Genomic DNA, 16,134 nt, shown 5'->3' on the forward strand with positions numbered 1-16,134 from the left:
TGCGGAAAGTGGCTTTTTTATATGGAAAAACAGGAGGAGAGAAACATGACGTTTTCAACTGAATGTAAAGAAGCAGCAGCAACATGGTGGAATGGAAGCTTCACACACCCCTTTGTGAAAGGAATTGGAGATGGCACGCTGTCACTCGATCGTTTCAAGTATTACGTGATGCAGGATTCATATTATTTAACTCATTTTGCAAAGGTTCAAGCATATGGAGCGGCGATTAGTGAGGACTTACATACGACGGGCAGAATGGCGTATCATGCGCAGGGAACGTATGAAGCGGAGTTATCGCTGCATAGAAAGTTTACAGAGCTTTTAAAGATATCAGATGAAGCCATCAAGAACTTTAAGCCTTCTCCCACTGCTTATGCGTATACCTCTCACATGTACCGATCTGTGAAAAGCGGACGATTCGAAGAGATATTGGCTGCGTTATTGCCGTGCTACTGGCTTTATTATGAGGTGGGAGAAAAGCTGAAACAAACCACACCTGACCATCCGATTTATCAAGAATGGATTTTGACATATGGAGGGGATTGGTTTAAGGAGCTCGTCTTTGAACAGGTCAACCGCTTTGATGAACTAGCCGAAAAAGCACCAGAACATGTGCGGGCCAATATGAAAGAAAATTTTGTGATTTCTAGCTATTACGAATACCATTTCTGGGAGATGGCGTATCAAAAAGAAATGTGGCAAACAGCATGCTTAGATGGGGTTGGTGCAAATGGAACTCCACGCGGTGACAAATGATTCGCTTCCTGCAGAAGAGCTGATCAAACAAATAATAGCCATTGCATCTGAAGTGGATTTTATTCATATCCGGGAACGGTCTAAAACAGCAAGTGAGCTTGTTGATCTCGTGAAAAGTCTCCTTTTAGAAGGTGTTCCGAAAGAAAAGCTCATTATCAACGACAGAGTAGACGTTGCGCTACTCACTAATATTCACCGTGTACATCTCCCAGGTCATAGCTTTTCGCCAAAAGAGCTGCGGGAAAAATTCCCACACCTTCATGCGGGCGTCTCAGTTCATTCGATTGAAGAAGGGAAAGCAGCTGAGAAAAATGGAGCAGAGTATGTCATATTTGGGCACGTATATGACACCACTTGTAAACCAGGACTTCAGGCAAGAGGCGTACAGCTTGTGAAAGAACTGACATCTCTACTATCTATTCCAGTTGTAGCGATCGGTGGAGTGACACCTGAGCGCGTTCCAGAATTGAGACACGTGAATGTGAAAGGGATAGCGGTGATGTCTGGAATTTTTACTCATCATCAGCCGCGCAAAATGGCACAAGCATTTTCTAAACAAGTAAAGGAGAATCCTTATGAAGAAGCATTATGATGTGGCAATCATTGGTGGTGGAATCATAGGGATGTCCATTGCCTATCACCTTGCAAAAGCAGGAAAGCAGGTCGTCTTATTTGAAGCGAGTGAAGTAGGGAAGCAAACGACAAGTGCGGCTGCTGGAATGCTTGGTGCACATGCTGAAGGAGAGGGTTATGAGGATACTTTTTTTCAAGTAGGCAGAGCAAGCCAAGCATTGTACGAGAAGTTAAAAGTCGATCTACGGCATGAATCTGGCATTGATATTCGAACATCAGCGGGCGGTATCATGAAAGTAGCTTTTACAGAAGAGGAGAAACAAGCACTTTGCCGGATGCAGCATTTGTCTACATTTGAGTGGATAGACGCAGGCAACGTAAAAAAATGCATGCCTCAAATGGCAGAGAACATCTTAGGAGCAGGTTTGATTAAAGAAGATGTTCATGTTGAACCTTATGCCGTATGCCGGGCATTTTGGCAGGCAGCGGTCATGTACGGTGCAGAAGTGAAAGAGTGTACACCCGTGATTGAAGTGAAGCGGGAGAAAGAAGCGTTAGCGATTAGAACAACAGTGGGAACATTCACATGTGATGACCTGACTGTTGCGAGTGGTGTGTGGTCTGGCCGTTTTTTTGAAGAGCTTGGATTATCTCATTCTCTTTATCCAGTAAAAGGAGAATGTGTGTCTGTATGGAATCAGGGTCCAGCACTCGAACACACCATTTATCATGATCATTGTTACATCGTTCAACGAGATAGCGGCAAACTTGTCGTTGGCGCAACGATGAAGCCAAACGAGTGGCAAACTGTTCCGACGCTTGGGGGCATTGAAGCTGTCATTCAAAAAGCTTCTCAGCTGATGCCCTCAATCAAGGAGATGCCGATTGATCAGTGCTGGGCTGGCCTTCGTCCGGCGACAAATGACCGGCATCCCTACATTGGTAGACATCCAGAAGATCAGCGCATCCTTTTTGCCGCAGGGCATTACAGAAATGGTATTTTACTTGCCCCGATTACTGGAGAGATCATTCGCAACCTGATAATAGGTAAACCGGTCAAAAAGGAATGGCTTCACGCATTTCGTATTGGCCGAAAGGAGGCACTATTTGTATGAAAATTCAATTGAATGGCAGAATCGTTGATTTCGATCAAGAGAATGGAACGATCTATGACCTGCTATCGGACTATCAGCTTGAAAATCGAGTAGTGATTGTAGAAAAGAACCAAGAAATTATTGATAAAGAAGCGTTTCAACAAGTGAAAATTCAACCTAATGACACGATCGAAATCGTTCACTTTGTAGGAGGAGGATGACAACATGCTACACATTGGCGGAAAAACATTCACATCTAGATTATTACTTGGTACTGGGAAGTATCCATCATTTGAAGTTCAAAAAGAAGCCGTGAACGTATCAGAAGCAGAAATATTAACCTTTGCTGTAAGAAGAATGAACATTTTCGAAGCATCTCAGCCAAATTTTTTGGAGCAGCTTGATTTATCTAAATATACGCTGCTACCGAATACAGCTGGTGCAAGTACAGCGGAAGAGGCAGTTCGTATTGCTCGTTTAGCAAAGGCTTCTGGACTGTGTGACATGATCAAGGTAGAGGTCATTGGCTGCTCAAGGTCTCTTCTGCCAGATCCAGTCGAAACGTTAAAAGCATCTGAAATGTTACTCGAAGAAGGATTTATTGTGCTACCTTATACATCGGATGATGTGGTACTGGCAAGAAAATTAGAAGAGCTTGGTGTCCATTCTATTATGCCGGGTGCTTCACCGATTGGTTCAGGACAAGGCTTACTAAACCCTCTGAATCTCTCATTTATTATCGAGCAGGCGAAAGTACCGGTGATTATTGATGCTGGTGTAGGCTCTCCAAAGGATGCGGCTTATGCGATGGAGCTAGGGGCTGACGCTGTATTATTGAACACAGCTGTCTCAGGTGCAAAAGACCCTGTGAAGATGGCTAAAGCCATGAAACTGGCGATTGAATCAGGAAGGCTAGGCTTCGAGGCAGGCCGGATTCCATTGAAAAACTACGGGACAGCAAGCAGTCCGCAGGAAGGAATGCCGGCATTTTGAGCACACGTTATTCACGCCAAGAGCTCTTTCAGCCAATTGGCACAGAGGGACAAAAGCGGTTAAATGACTCAAAGGCCGTCATTATTGGCGCAGGAGCGCTTGGAACAGCTAGTGCGGAAATGCTCGTTCGTGCTGGCGTTGGATCTGTCACCATTTTGGATCGAGATTATATTGAATGGAGTAACCTTCAGCGTCAACAGCTTTACACAGAGCAAGATGTGCAGGATCGGCTGCCAAAGGCCATAGCGGCTGAAAAAAGACTCAAACAGATAAATAGTGACGTGAAGGTCAAAGGAATCGTCGTCGATGTGACCGCTGAACAGATTGATGAACTAGTCAGCGGCGCTTCAATTATTGTCGATGCAGCGGATAATTTTGAGGTGAGAATGATCGCTAATGATGCGGCTGTCAAACATCAAATTCCATTCCTTTATGGAGCTTGCGTTGCCAGCTATGGTATTCAATTTACTGTCATTCCTGGGGAAACACCGTGTTTACACTGCCTGCTTGAACATTTACCTGCACAAGGCATGACATGTGATACAGCCGGTATCATTAGTCCAGTTGTGCAGCAGGTCGCATCATATCAAGTGGCAGATGCCCTGAAGTATTTAACCGGTCATCAAGTGACGCCGATTTTAAGATCCTTTGATTTATGGAGCAATGAGCGTTCTGACATTCGATCAGCCAGCTCCTTAAAGAAAAAACAATGTCCAAGTTGCGGAATGAAAACATATCCTTTTCTATCCTATGACAAGAGAGCAAAGGCAGATGTACTATGCGGCCGCAATACGGTCCAAATCCGAAGTGCAGCCGAAACTCCGCCGTCATTAAAAGAAGTGGCTTTTCGATTAAAGAAAGCAGGGATGGATGTCCTTGAAAATCCGTATTTGCTTTCCTGTCAAAAGGGTGAATATAAGCTTGTCTTGTTTAAAGACGGTAGAGCACTTGTCCATGGCACAAATGATATTGCCAAAGCAAGAACCATTTATCATCAATGGATTGGTTAATGAGAGGTGTGAAGAAATGACGATCAAAAAAGCATTCACAATCGCAGGTTCTGATTCTGGCGGCGGAGCAGGCATTCAAGCTGATTTAAAAACCTTTCAGGAGCTCGGTGTGTTCGGAATGTCTGCGATCACAGCGATTACTGCACAAAACACATTAGGGGTTCACGGGGTATATCCGCTGTCAAACGAGGCGTTAGAAAGTCAAATTGATGCAGTGGCAGAGGATTTACTGCCAGATGCCGTCAAAACAGGGATGCTGTGGAGCGCAGACATGATCAAGATAGTTGCTGATAAAACGGTTCAATATGACATGAAGCTCATTGTCGATCCAGTGATGATCGCAAAAGGAGGCGCTTCTTTATTAAATGAAGATGCGGTATCAGCGTTGAAAACACACTTGCTGCCTGTCAGCTATGCCGTAACGCCGAATCTACCTGAAGCAGAAGTACTGACAGGCATGCATATTCAGACAAAAGAAGATCGCTATCTAGCAGCGGAGCGTTTATATGAGCTTGGTACGAAACATGTCGTGATCAAAGGCGGTCACGGTCCATCTGGCGGGAAGATTACAGACCTGTTGTATGATGGAAAGGGCTTTATAGAAGTCACAAACGAACATATTGATACTCCGCATACCCATGGCACAGGCTGCACGTTTGCAGCGGCATTAACAGCTGAAATTGCGAAAGGATACTCCATGAGGGAGGCTTTTGACACAGCAGAAACCTTTGTCCATGAAGCCATCAAATTTCCTTTGAATATTGGAGCTGGACACGGACCTACCAACCATTTTGCATATCAGCAAAACCGGCTCAAACGATAAAAGAATCGAACCGTCTTCACTTGAGAGGACGGTTTTTTGACGAAAAAGAAACTTTCTTTCAGCGGAAATTGTCATTCTCTCATGATCTGTGATAATATTATGATCAGGTACTAATACTATGTCTTGAAAAAATAGGAGGCTTTATTACATATGAACTTTTCTTTAGAAGGCCGTAATATCGTGGTAATGGGTGTTGCCAACAAACGAAGCATCGCTTGGGGAATTGCACGCTCACTTCACGAAGCTGGAGCTCGTTTGATTTTTACTTATGTTGGAGATCGTCTTGCTGAATCTGTAAAAGAACTTGCAAGCACACTTGAGCGCGATGATTCAATCATTCTTCCATGTGACGTGACAAGTGATGAAGAAATCGAAAAATGTTTCGCTACAATTAAAGAAAAAGTACAAGTCATTCATGGCGTTGCGCATGCGATTGCATTTGCAAACAAAGAAGAGCTTGTCGGTGAATACTTAAATACAAATCGTGAAGGGTTCCTTTTGGCGCACAACATTAGTGCATACTCTTTAACGGCTGTAGCAAAAGCAGCACGTCCATTGATGACAGAAGGCGGGAGCATCGTCACGCTTACATACCTAGGTGGAGAGCGTGTGGTTTCTAACTACAACGTAATGGGCGTAGCAAAAGCAGCACTTGAAGCAAGTGTGAAATATTTAGCAGCTGATTTAGGCGCAGAAGGTATTCGTGTGAATAGTATTTCTGCTGGCCCCATTCGTACGCTGTCTGCAAAAGGCATCAGTGGCTTCAATACCATTCTGAAGGATATTGAAGAGCGTGCACCGCTTCGCCGTACAACGACTCCTGAAGAAGTTGGCGATACAGCTCTATTCTTATTCAGCGATCTATCACGCGGCATGACAGGTGAGAATCTGCATGTTGATTCTGGCTTCCATATCATTGCTCGCTAAACAAATAAATGATTTGCAGCATACCGAATGAGGGTATGCTGTTTTTTTATTTTTCTTCTGATTTGAGGCGTCCGCTCATATATATAAGGAATGAATCATTCGGGAGGGATTAGTATGTCAAATAAAGGTGATGAGAACCAGAAGCCGCTTATGTATATTGTTCAGCCGAGCTATGATGAATCAATGCCAGCCATGCAAAATATCGTAAGAAAACGAAAGAAATCAGAAAAACCACAAGAAATGTCTAAGAGTAAAAAAGACAAGATGGAAGAAAGTACGCACGAGGACCCCGTTGCTCAAGAAATCGAAAAGAAAAAAGAAGTCGAGCCGCCTGCGCGTCAGCAAGTGCAAGACATGATTCAAGAAACAGATCATACCCAAGAAGAAGACATCACGAAAGAACCAGAGCTTATACAAGAACAAAAACCCGAGCGAGAAGAGGAAAAGCCGCCAGAAGGTGTATTTCATGAAACAAAAGAAGAACCTAGAAGAAAACGAGTGAAAAAGCCTTTAAGTCAGATGAGTATTGACGAAAAAGTCGATTTTCTCACAAGCCTGCCTCATAATATGCCAAGAGCCCTTTGCCTGATTGAAGCTGATGGTAAAACATATAGAGGGATTATTATGGATCGAAAAGAAGATACAGTGGTCATTCGAACAGCGGGCGGGGGAAATCCAGTTGAATTAGCAATAGATGACATTTCCTCGATTCATCCGCTTGGTTTTTAACAAATAAAAAAAGTCCCATAGAGGGACTTTTTTTGTTAGCAGTTACGGTTGATGAGTCGTGGATTTAAGCACTCGATTGCGCAGAAGCAGTCTAGATCTACTTCAATGCAATACTTCGATTTTTCTAATCGGAACACATCACATACGGAGTCTTTATCTGTAAAATCTAAAATATGACGGTCTTTGTCAAATGCGATAAGCAAGCTGAGTGTTGCGCAGTGGTCAGAGATGTGTTCGACTCTGAAAAATGTAGTGCTGAAGCAAGGACCTGCATCTACTTCTCCGACGTTACCGAATGCGACGAATGGTTTTGATTTAGATGTAAAGAGAACAAACGGGACAGTGTCACCTAATGAATGAGATGGAGAAAGGAGATTGCTGTAACAGCTGGTCGGGCATTCTTCTTCAACGGCATTTTGCAAGTCGTTAATATTTTCAACAGCCTCTGCTACACAATTCCATGAATGTTTGCGGCTCATATTCAACCCTCCTATACTAGGAAATTTGTTTGAGTGTTTGAGCACTGTCATCATCTACAAGCTTTTTGTTTTGCCGGTTGATACTTCTACTTTCAATCAATGCGGAAGCGGCAGCTCTTATGCTGACTGCTCCGCACGATTGACTGTCATTCGTAAGGAAGGGGATGCTTTGACTCATGACAAGTTAGGTCAACGGACGATCGGTTTAGCCGTGGTGATGATGCTTTTTATCTTTCGTTGGCATGACTCTGTCTACTAGTTCTGGGTTTAAACATTGGATTGCGCAGAAGCAGTTTAGATCAACCTCGATACAAAAGTCTGTTTTCTCTAAACCAAAGAAGTCAGGGTCACAAGGGTGACAAACGCTCAGCGTATGTCCGTGTACATCAACAGGTCTTAATACAGATAACGTAGCACAGCAGTCGTTTAATTTTTCAACCCGGAAGAAAATGGATTCGAAGCATTGGCAATCGTCAACAAATCCTCCAATGTTTCCGAAAGTAGAAAACAATCCGCCCTTTTTATCAAAAAGTAAAAACGGAATGGTATCTTTTCCAGAAACTGTCGGGCTTAATAAATTACTGTAGCAGCTTGTAGGACATTTATCTTCTACAGCTTCCTGCTCTGCTAAAATCTTATCAACCGCATCGCATACACAGTTTTCATCATGTCGGCCATGGTGTTTTCCGCAGCTCATGGATTTCAGCTCCTTTAACAAGGTATTTGACTTTAGTCCTTAACAACATATGTATGCGCCCTCTAGTTGGTGTGGGTAAATGACCATTTATATTTGTTGTATTTTTATAAAAGGAAAAGCAGAGCTTTTCGCTCTGCTTTTGGACATTAGAGGATACCGATTGCAACGATTGTCGCAACAAGTGTTTGAGTAAGTGTTTGAATCGCGATCGAGATATCCGCATCGATAGTTGATACTGTAACGTTTCTAGAGTTTTCGATGACAAGTTTCTGGCGGTTTGTTTGTTTGTGAGTAGCGGCTTGTAAGAGATCTTGAGTGACGCGGTCAGCTAAATCACCGTCTGCGATTGAGATATTTGTAATGGTAATGATCGCTGTTTGAACTGCTACTTGGATAGATGCTGCAACCTGTGCATCAACAGAAGAGACATTAATGTCACAAGAGTCTCTAACAATAATGACTTCCTCAGATGTCTGCTTTGTCACACTCACTTGATCAAAATCTTGCAAGACGTCTTCATCATCATAATAGTTGCCGTCACAAACAGCTTTTCTTTCATAGTTGTAATCGCCGTGGTGTGTACAGTTACGATCTAGAGCGACCCAAGAATATGGTTTAGAATCCATTTCTATTCCTCCTTCCGTTTACTTTATTAAATGCTGGCATGCGTCGTTTTGTCTCGGGCATTTACCCTATCACGCAACCCATTTTTATTTAATCGTTGTTTCGCTGCGCATCACGGCGCTGCTGAATACGATCTCGAAGTGAATTTCGTTTTGGACGTACTTGCGGTTCAGGCGCTACTTCTTCGACATGTTTTGCTGCCTCAGCCTGCCTTTTTTTCTCCTGCTGCTGCTGTACGAAGTCATCTGCTTTCTTTTGTAAGTCCTCAACTAATTTCAAAATCATTCTTCTTTGATCATCTGAAATGTTTGCTTTCTGATCATCTGTGATATTGTTTTTGTTTAAAATATCACTCACAAGAAGACTCGTTAATGGATCAACCTCAGTATTGATTTGAAATTCCTTTTTTTCGTTCTCTTCAGCCACGATTATTTCACCTCTTTCATACATAATGTTAGAAAAAGAAAGGGTCAAAGAATGCCGGCTTCAACTAATAGCACATTCAATGTTTGAGTGAGGATTTGGACAGAGTTCATAATAGATGCGTCTGATAATGTAATCGTGACGTTATAGCAATTGATGATTTGGATCACAGTCTTCTTTTGGACGGTCACTTGTTGTGTGGCTAAAAGCTGATCTGTGATTTCTGTAGCCAGTTCATCGTCAGGTACAAGAAGTTGGATTAAAAGAGTAATGATTGTCGTTACGGTCGCTTGAAGGGAGAGTGCGGCTGTTACATCTGTTTTATGAATCGTGACATTTTCGGAATCTTTGATCTCAATGAAATCATCATAATTGCTGATTAATTCGTTTAACAGTTGTGTGTATAATAAATCAGCACTTTCTTCAATAGACAATACTTTCACTCCTTTCTTATCTATACATTATTTAATGCAGCAGAGGCTCAAGGTGGAATCGGAAAGTGTGAAAAAGTACAACCCAATTTTATTTCCGCTCGATTCATCATGGCGGTCTTTCTTTTTGCATATATAAAGAAAGGACGCAAAAAAGAAGAAAGAAGGAGGTGGAGGCTCCTGAGCGGTACTTTGTCATTTCTCGTGTTTGCCCTCGCATCCTTTAGACTGACGAGGCTCGTTGTGTTTGATACCATTACTGCGCCTTTCCGCCGTTTATTTCATGAAGAACAAGAAGAGGTCAATGAACAAGGTGAAGTAGAGACATATATCATCATTAAAGGGAAAGGGCTGCGGTCTTGGATAGGGGAGCTGTTAAGCTGTTATTGGTGTACTGGTATGTGGTGCACTGCTGCATTACTTCTGATATACATACTATTTCCTGTCATCAGCATGTGGCTTAATTTACTATTAGCCATTGCCGCAGCAGCAGGCATTATTGAAGCAATTGTCTCAAAACTGGTGAAATAAACAGGCATTCTGATCAGACACGCTTTCAAAACATGCATATACTATCATGGAATAGGAAAGGAAGGGTTGCGATGAAACCAACTGAAACGCCGTCACATATGCTTCAAGGTTATCCAGCGCAGTCAAATCAACAATCTGTTTATACGAAGAAAATCAAAAAAGCAGGCTGCGGCTGTGGAAAGAAAAAGAAACCTCAATAGAAGAGAAAACAAAAGCCGGATTTATCCGGTTTTTTTGTTGCCCTTTTTTTGAGTGATGCATATGTAAGAGAGAAGGGGTGACCAGAATGGATGCATTCGAACAATTAATCGGTTCCTTGTTCACTAAACCCCATGATGGGAAAGAGCAAGCGCACGAAAAGGTTGAAATGGATCTAGCGGATAAAGCGCAGGATCTTGAAGAGCATTTAAAAGCATTTGGCGTGAAGATGGATGCTTTTGCGAAAGAAACAGAAGCATTCATGGTGCGTCATGGAGAGGCAGATTACGTCTTTAAACAGCAGAAATAAAAATTCCGCACTTTTTTATGTGATCGTCCAAACCATTTGTTGTATTTTTCATATTTTGTAAGGGAGAAGAGGAGGTGCTTATATATGAGTTGTTACGGTTACGGTGGCGGTTCTTGCGGCGGCTACGGCGGAGGTTACGGCGGCGGATATGGATCAACATTTGTTCTTGTCGTTGTGCTTTTCATCCTTCTAATTATCGTTGGTGCTTCTTTCTTTAACTAAACAGTAAGAAGGTGAGGGAAGCAATGGGGGAGCCTTTTGCTTTCCTTTCTCTTTGGGCAAACAAGGCTTTAGGATAGGCACATATCTCGCCTATTTTCATATAGTAAGGTGATTACTCCATAAAGAGGAGGCAAATGAATGGATAATAAATTCTTTAAAAGCGTTGAAAATAAAACGGGTGTGAATATGAACGATGTCTTTAAACTGGCAGGTTCTTTGCAAAATGCGAACTTTAAAGACGAAGCAACGGTTCGAGGCGTCATTAAAAAAGTAGCACAGCTTGCAAACAAACGTGTACCGAAAGAAATGGAAGACAAAATCGTTCAATCGATTACAAGTGGAAAAGAAAAGCTTGATTTCAATACCATCGCTAAAATGATGAATAACAAAAAATAAACAACAGGCTCTCCGCTTAAAGGGGGGCCTGTTGTTTTTCTATGAATAATGCTCGATTTTTCTTTAGAAGGGGATATAAAAAACGCGAGCGATGAGCGGTTTTCTCTCGTCTAAACGATGGAACCGATAGATAAAGAGATTGTTCAGCTCTTGTCATAGCCACGTATAATAAACGGCGCTCTTCTTCCAAGGCTTCTTCAGAACCGTTTCTGAGTTCATCGAGTGAGAAATCATGTGGAAGTGCTCCGTCGACCACACAAGTGATGTACACCGTTTGGAATTCCAGTCCTTTTGCACGGTGGATCGTCATGAGCTGAACACCTGGTTCGTCTGTTTTTTCCTTTTCGGCAGACTTCATATGTTCGGCATGTGCGAGAAAGGCTTCTATCGTTTCAAAGCGTTTGGCAGCAGTTTTCACATCTCGTACGTCATCCGTCCCTTTTTCAAGCACATTCGTATCATTCACTCGTTTTTTTAAGTAATCACCTAGTCCCATCTTTTGTTCAATAAACGCCACAGCGTCAGACGGCTTTAAATTTCGTAACGTGCGGAACAGAGGGACAATGGATTGTAACTTTTTCTGTTGAAACGGCTGAATATCTGTTAGTTTTCCGAGTGCGTCGACCATTGAACAATCTTCCGTAATGGTCAACGCCTTCATTGTGTTTAAGGTCTGCTGCTTTAAAAAGAATACCGGAAGCAGCTGTTTCATAGCGGCCACATCATCAGCATCCTGACTTAAAGAGAGAAAGGCGAGAAGAACTCGAACAATTCGTCTGCTGTAAAAGGCTTTGACACCAGCCTCCGTCTCATACGGAATCGCAGATTGATGCAGACGCTCATAAATTGCACGGCCTCCCGTATTGGTGCGAAAGAGCACGCAGATATCATTCGGCTTTGCGCCGTTTTTAATTTTCTCCTGAATATCTGCCACGATCATGGTCGCTTCCTCTTCCTCGTCATATGGATAAAATAGCGTAGGAGGGATTGTCTCCGATCGGACGGCTTTTAATGTTTTCTCATAACGATGCTGATTTTTCTTAATAATGGCATCGGCACTTGCGACAATCGTATGATGCGAGCGGTAATTGGCATGTAAATGGACAATCTGAGCCGAAGGGTAGTCCCGTTTGAATTCAAGAATGAAAGCAGGATTACTGCCCCTAAAGGCATAAATGGCTTGATCATCATCACCAACACAAAATAGCTGCTCAGATTCTCCAGCTAATAGCTGAATCAATTGATATTGAACTGGATTTATATCCTGAAATTCATCCACCAATATATATTGGAACCGGTCTTGATACCGTTTCAGCAGTTCAGGCTGTTCTGTCAGCATGTGCAAGCAGGCAATCGCCATGTCATCAAAGTCAAATTGCTGATTGTCTCGTTTTTGCTGTTCATAAGATTGATAGATCGTCCACATGTGTTTTTCCTTTTCATCCTTCAAATCAGGAAGGTCGCCTGGTAAGAAAGCATTTTTCCAATAGCCGATTGATTGCAGGACTTGATCGGTAGGGTAGTCTTTTTCATCAAGTCCTTCATTCATGATGGCTTTCCGAATGTACTGCTCTTTCTGCCAATCAAACTTGATCAGGTGCTGGCCGTTCCATTTGTTTGCGTCATCGTGAAGCAGCATTTTATAAAAAAGACTGTGGAAGGTGCCTGTCACCACTTGGCTTGCTTGTGATGGGTGCAGCTGATATTGCTTGCGCAGTCTTTCTTTCATTTCACTACTGGCTTTTGTGGTGAACGTCACGAGTAAGATGTGGTGAGCAGGAATGTGATGATGTGACATGAGATAAGCCGCTCTTGCTGTCAGGACTCTTGTTTTCCCGCTACCAGCGCCAGCCAGTACAAGCATTGGACCGTCTTTATGTGTGACAGCTTGAAGCTGCGGTGTGCTAAAGGTGATATGTGGAAAGAGATCGATGGTATGTGCTTGTTCATTCTCTTCTAAATGTAATGCATCGCTAAATTGAATCGACCTTGGTTCCTGCCACTCATATGAATCATTCGTTTGCGAGATGATTTGTTTGCCTGTTGGAAAACGGAAGCCCCCACGTTCTTTATAAGAAGCACTTTCCTTTTGTTCTGCGTGTTTTTTCTGAACTTCTTGTTCTTCTGCTTGTTCACATATCTCTTGCTGAGACATATGTTTATGAATAAAGGCAGGTTTTTCATGTATATTTAATCTGAAAAAGATGGGTTGGCCGCAATATGGGCAGAATAAATGCCCTTTTTTTCCCTCGTCATGGAGGAATTGATAATGTTCTCTCGAATACGTATGTAATGAGATCGTTCGATCATGTCGTCGTGCGCATTTCAAAGCTAGTCCTCCAATAGTTAATCAATCTTAAAAAGAAACACATCTAATCATATCAAATGAGACGTGTTTCAAACAGTCATAATTAGGGAATAGTAGAGTAGAAGAGAAGCAAAGGAGGCGTTCTTGATGGGATATATAGCCCCGATTCAGCCGGATCTGTATTTTCAATATATCAATCGTCCTGCTCCTCAGGATAAAGAAGACTACGCGAAAGTAACTAAGGTTACGCGCACCTTTCATGACAAGGTATACAGAGAGCTGGAGAAAAAAGAGGATTTAGTGACAGAAGCAGAAACGAAAGTACAGCAAAAAAAGCGGGAACGCTTTGTACGAGATATGTTTATGGAGGAAGGCAAAGGCGTTCATATTAATACGTATATATAAATGATTGCGCTTTCTTCCATTGACGAACGATGATAAAGAAAAAGCCAGGGCATCATGGATGCGCTGGCTTTTTCTAATGGTCAAACAGACAGAGTTTTTGTCATTTTGACATGTGTGATTCCTGCTTCTTCAAACGGTTCAGAAATGGCTTTGTAACCTTTCTTTTCGTAGAAAGGAAGGGCTTGGACTTGTGCGTGCATAACCGCTTCCTTCGCTCCATTCGCAATGGCTTCTGTTTCTAGCGCTTCTAATAGTTTGTGGCCAAGGCCGAAAGCGCGTGCCTCTTTTAACACACAAATTCGTTCTAGCTTTGCCTTTGGTCCTTCAATGATCCGCAATCTAGCGGCTGCTTGAGGCTTCATTTCATCATTATAAATGACAAAATGAATGGCCTCGTCTTCTAATTCATCTATTTCAATCTCTAATGGGACTTCTTGTTCTTTGACGAATACTTCTTTTCGAACGTAATATGCATCTTCTCGTTGTGTTTGTGCTGTTGCGATGACTGTTTTCAAATCTCCTTAACCCTCTTCTCCTAAAATAAATGTTTCATAGACGGTCCAAGATCCGTTCTCTAGTTGATATAAAAGGTGGAAGCGATCCACTGTTTCTTCATGGTCAATCTTTCTGAGCTTTAATGTACCAAGAACGTCTGAATGCTCATCATCTGAGAGTTTTTGAGCCACTGTCACATGAGGAACAAAGGCATATTCAGGTGTACCTTCAAGTGGATCTGCATACAATCTTTCATTGAGTGCCATGATTTCTTCGTTCGGTTCTACTTTCATATAAATAACATTGTTTACAGGAGCGAATGAACTGAATTTTTTAATACGTAATGTAATAGGAGAAGCATTTTTTGCATATTCTCTTAGCGTTGAGACGACCTCAGCTGCTTCTAGATCCGTTAGTTCAAAAGGTGTTCTAAGTGTTAAATGAGGCGGTATGAGTGCATAGTTCGGATCATAACGCTTTCGGTAAGAGTTCGCAATATCTTGCAATTTTTTTGATGGAAATAAAACAACTCCGTATTTCATCTTGTTCCCTCCTGATTAAGAAAGTATTTATTATTGTTTATTATAACAAAATTCAGTTGATTAACGAATATGGGAGCATTCTTTTTAACGAAGGCGCAATGAGCGGTTGCCAAAACGTCCATTTATGATCCCCTTCGAATGTCTCAAATAAATAATCTGCACCTGACTGTTCAAGAAGTGCCTTTAAATCGTCGTTCGGTTGAATAAAATCGAGCACTTGACCATCTGTCGTTTTCACAGCCGTTTCTTCCAGTCCAATTTGATGGATAATCGCATAATGAGAAAGGGCTGTCGACTGTTTAACAGCTTCTAAGACTGACTCATCAACGTAAGGTGACTGCAAAATGAGTCCGCCAAATAAAGAAGGATAATCAATCGCTGTCATAAGAGAAATCGTAGCACCCAGAGAATCACCAATAAATGTGCGTCCTGAGCCAATTTGATAGGTTGGATAGTGCGTATCAATATAAGGGACAAGTTCATTTGCTAAAAAGCGTTTATACGCTTCAAATTTTGTGCCATCTGGATGATACATATTCCTTCTTTCTGTGACATTTTCATAAGGGACGCCAATGATAATGGAGCGTTCCATTTCTTTGTTTTGCATCAATTCTTCTGCCTGTCTGCCTATTTTGCCTAAACGGAAATAATCATGACCATCTTGGGCAATGATGACATGATATGTATAAAGGGGGGAGTAATTGACTGGCAAATAGATCAAAAGGGTCATATCCGCCCCAAGTTCTTTTGAATGTAAGGTTTCTTCTTGAATAATGCCTGTTTTCTTCACCATAATCCATTCCTCCAGCTAACCGATTTCATCACAAAGTGAAACGTTTCCATTCATTGTAACATGAAAAATAGCGTTGTTCCTATATGCTAACATGCATTCAATTCAGTTAACACCGAATCTGTTATAAAATACAGAAAATTTCAATTAATTATTCAGATTCCTCTTGAAAAATGAGATTTAATGCGTTACAGTATTAAGAATTAGAACAGACAGACAACACATTCTTATCGTGAGAGGTGGAGGGACTGGCCCTTTGAAACCTCAGCAACCGGTATGCATCACTTCATGTGATGTACCAAGGTGCTAAATCCAGCAAGCAGCTTTTTTGCTTGGAAGATAAGAGGAAGCGATTAAAACCCCTTCTTCTTATGAAGA

Annotated in this window: 24 protein-coding genes and 1 riboswitch; of the genes, 15 read left to right on the forward strand and 9 right to left on the reverse strand. The window is 42.1% G+C overall.

All coding sequences use genetic code 11. The features are described from left to right. The first annotated feature begins 45 nt into the window (after positions 1-45). The 9 genes from tenA (at position 46) to NKR21_RS06265 (ending at position 6,905) form a co-directional block, all read left to right on the forward strand. Positions 46-756, forward strand: coding sequence for a thiaminase II (gene tenA, locus NKR21_RS06225; protein WP_144457858.1), 711 nt, complete (start codon positions 46-48; stop codon positions 754-756). Then, positions 731-1,348: a thiazole tautomerase TenI gene (gene tenI, locus NKR21_RS06230; protein WP_041815410.1), complete on the forward strand. Its 618-nt coding sequence runs from the start codon at positions 731-733 to the stop codon at positions 1,346-1,348. The genes tenA and tenI overlap by 26 nt, the downstream gene beginning before the upstream one ends. Then, positions 1,332-2,444, forward strand: a complete 1,113-nt coding sequence (gene thiO, locus NKR21_RS06235; protein ID WP_144457856.1) for a glycine oxidase ThiO — start codon at positions 1,332-1,334, stop codon at positions 2,442-2,444. The genes tenI and thiO overlap by 17 nt, the downstream gene beginning before the upstream one ends. Next, positions 2,441-2,644, forward strand: a complete 204-nt coding sequence (gene thiS, locus NKR21_RS06240; RefSeq protein WP_003210896.1) for a sulfur carrier protein ThiS — start codon at positions 2,441-2,443, stop codon at positions 2,642-2,644. Before thiO ends, thiS begins: the two co-directional genes overlap by 4 nt. Positions 2,645-2,648: 4 nt before the next feature. Further along, entirely contained in the window at positions 2,649-3,416 is a 768-nt protein-coding gene (locus NKR21_RS06245) for a thiazole synthase (RefSeq protein ID WP_144457854.1), read from the forward strand. Beyond that, positions 3,413-4,426 carry a thiazole biosynthesis adenylyltransferase ThiF gene (locus tag NKR21_RS06250; protein WP_144457852.1) on the forward strand — a complete coding sequence of 338 codons (1,014 nt, stop codon included), beginning with the start codon at positions 3,413-3,415 and terminating at the stop codon, positions 4,424-4,426. Before NKR21_RS06245 ends, NKR21_RS06250 begins: the two co-directional genes overlap by 4 nt. Before the next feature lie 16 nt (positions 4,427-4,442). Next, entirely contained in the window at positions 4,443-5,249 is an 807-nt protein-coding gene (thiD, locus tag NKR21_RS06255; protein ID WP_012009593.1) for a bifunctional hydroxymethylpyrimidine kinase/phosphomethylpyrimidine kinase, read from the forward strand. 150 nt (positions 5,250-5,399) lie between these two features. Then, positions 5,400-6,176, forward strand: coding sequence for an enoyl-ACP reductase FabI (gene fabI / locus NKR21_RS06260; RefSeq protein ID WP_003211867.1), 777 nt, complete (start codon positions 5,400-5,402; stop codon positions 6,174-6,176). Between the two features lie 114 nt (positions 6,177-6,290). Continuing rightward, entirely contained in the window at positions 6,291-6,905 is a 615-nt protein-coding gene (locus tag NKR21_RS06265; RefSeq protein ID WP_088003117.1) for a spore coat CotO family protein, read from the forward strand. Between the two features lie 35 nt (positions 6,906-6,940). Here the strand turns inward: NKR21_RS06265 and NKR21_RS06270 are convergent, their stop codons facing one another. The 5 genes from NKR21_RS06270 to NKR21_RS06290 all read right to left on the reverse strand — a co-directional run bounded on the left by NKR21_RS06270 (position 6,941) and on the right by NKR21_RS06290 (position 9,562). Further along, positions 6,941-7,384: a CotY/CotZ family spore coat protein gene (locus NKR21_RS06270; protein ID WP_012009595.1), complete on the reverse strand. Its 444-nt coding sequence runs from the start codon at positions 7,382-7,384 to the stop codon at positions 6,941-6,943. 205 nt (positions 7,385-7,589) lie between these two features. After that, complete coding sequence (locus NKR21_RS06275; protein ID WP_012009597.1) at positions 7,590-8,081, reverse strand: CotY/CotZ family spore coat protein; 492 nt, start codon at positions 8,079-8,081, stop codon at positions 7,590-7,592. Positions 8,082-8,227: 146 nt separating this feature from the next. Then, complete coding sequence (locus NKR21_RS06280; RefSeq protein WP_012009598.1) at positions 8,228-8,707, reverse strand: spore coat protein; 480 nt, start codon at positions 8,705-8,707, stop codon at positions 8,228-8,230. Positions 8,708-8,795: 88 nt separating this feature from the next. Next, a complete protein-coding gene (locus NKR21_RS06285; protein ID WP_041815414.1) occupies positions 8,796-9,131 on the reverse strand; it encodes a hypothetical protein in 336 nt (111 codons plus the stop codon). A gap of 44 nt (positions 9,132-9,175) precedes the next feature. Next, the gene (locus NKR21_RS06290) at positions 9,176-9,562 is read right to left on the reverse strand and encodes a spore coat protein (protein WP_041815417.1); all 387 of its coding nucleotides are present in this window, start codon (positions 9,560-9,562) and stop codon (positions 9,176-9,178) included. A gap of 177 nt (positions 9,563-9,739) precedes the next feature. On the opposite strand from NKR21_RS06290, the gene NKR21_RS06295 reads away from it, so the two are divergent. The 5 genes from NKR21_RS06295 to spoVIF all read left to right on the forward strand — a co-directional run bounded on the left by NKR21_RS06295 (position 9,740) and on the right by spoVIF (position 11,216). After that, positions 9,740-10,090, forward strand: a complete 351-nt coding sequence (locus tag NKR21_RS06295) for a DUF1360 domain-containing protein (RefSeq protein WP_144457879.1) — start codon at positions 9,740-9,742, stop codon at positions 10,088-10,090. Between the two features lie 71 nt (positions 10,091-10,161). Beyond that, the gene (locus tag NKR21_RS21150) at positions 10,162-10,290 is read left to right on the forward strand and encodes a hypothetical protein (protein ID WP_260849903.1); all 129 of its coding nucleotides are present in this window, start codon (positions 10,162-10,164) and stop codon (positions 10,288-10,290) included. Between the two features lie 86 nt (positions 10,291-10,376). Further along, the gene (locus NKR21_RS06300; RefSeq protein ID WP_088003120.1) at positions 10,377-10,598 is read left to right on the forward strand and encodes a hypothetical protein; all 222 of its coding nucleotides are present in this window, start codon (positions 10,377-10,379) and stop codon (positions 10,596-10,598) included. An 84-nt stretch (positions 10,599-10,682) separates the two neighbouring features. Next, the gene (locus NKR21_RS06305) at positions 10,683-10,820 is read left to right on the forward strand and encodes a YjcZ family sporulation protein (RefSeq protein ID WP_003212017.1); all 138 of its coding nucleotides are present in this window, start codon (positions 10,683-10,685) and stop codon (positions 10,818-10,820) included. A gap of 138 nt (positions 10,821-10,958) precedes the next feature. Beyond that, entirely contained in the window at positions 10,959-11,216 is a 258-nt protein-coding gene (gene spoVIF, locus NKR21_RS06310; RefSeq protein ID WP_003212292.1) for a sporulation-specific transcription regulator SpoVIF, read from the forward strand. Between the two features lie 16 nt (positions 11,217-11,232). Here the strand turns inward: spoVIF and NKR21_RS06315 are convergent, their stop codons facing one another. Further along, a complete protein-coding gene (locus tag NKR21_RS06315) occupies positions 11,233-13,545 on the reverse strand; it encodes an ATP-dependent helicase (protein WP_144457850.1) in 2,313 nt (770 codons plus the stop codon). Between the two features lie 126 nt (positions 13,546-13,671). On the opposite strand from NKR21_RS06315, the gene NKR21_RS06320 reads away from it, so the two are divergent. Further along, on the forward strand, positions 13,672-13,929 hold the full coding sequence (locus tag NKR21_RS06320; protein WP_058014270.1) for a hypothetical protein: 258 nt from the start codon (positions 13,672-13,674) through the stop codon (positions 13,927-13,929). Positions 13,930-14,009: 80 nt separating this feature from the next. Here the strand turns inward: NKR21_RS06320 and NKR21_RS06325 are convergent, their stop codons facing one another. The 3 genes from NKR21_RS06325 to NKR21_RS06335 are packed head-to-tail and all read right to left on the reverse strand — an operon-like array spanning position 14,010 to position 15,759. Then, positions 14,010-14,444: a GNAT family N-acetyltransferase gene (locus NKR21_RS06325; protein WP_012009607.1), complete on the reverse strand. Its 435-nt coding sequence runs from the start codon at positions 14,442-14,444 to the stop codon at positions 14,010-14,012. 6 nt (positions 14,445-14,450) lie between these two features. Next, the gene (locus tag NKR21_RS06330) at positions 14,451-14,966 is read right to left on the reverse strand and encodes a YjcG family protein (RefSeq protein ID WP_012009608.1); all 516 of its coding nucleotides are present in this window, start codon (positions 14,964-14,966) and stop codon (positions 14,451-14,453) included. Between the two features lie 52 nt (positions 14,967-15,018). Continuing rightward, a complete protein-coding gene (locus tag NKR21_RS06335) occupies positions 15,019-15,759 on the reverse strand; it encodes an alpha/beta hydrolase (protein ID WP_144457848.1) in 741 nt (246 codons plus the stop codon). A 221-nt stretch (positions 15,760-15,980) separates the two neighbouring features. Further along, a riboswitch (SAM riboswitch) is annotated at positions 15,981-16,102 on the forward strand. The last annotated feature ends 32 nt before the right edge of the window (positions 16,103-16,134 follow it).

Source organism: Bacillus sp. 1735sda2 (assembly GCF_024159245.1).
Classification (GTDB): domain Bacteria; phylum Bacillota; class Bacilli; order Bacillales; family Bacillaceae; genus Bacillus; species Bacillus pumilus_O.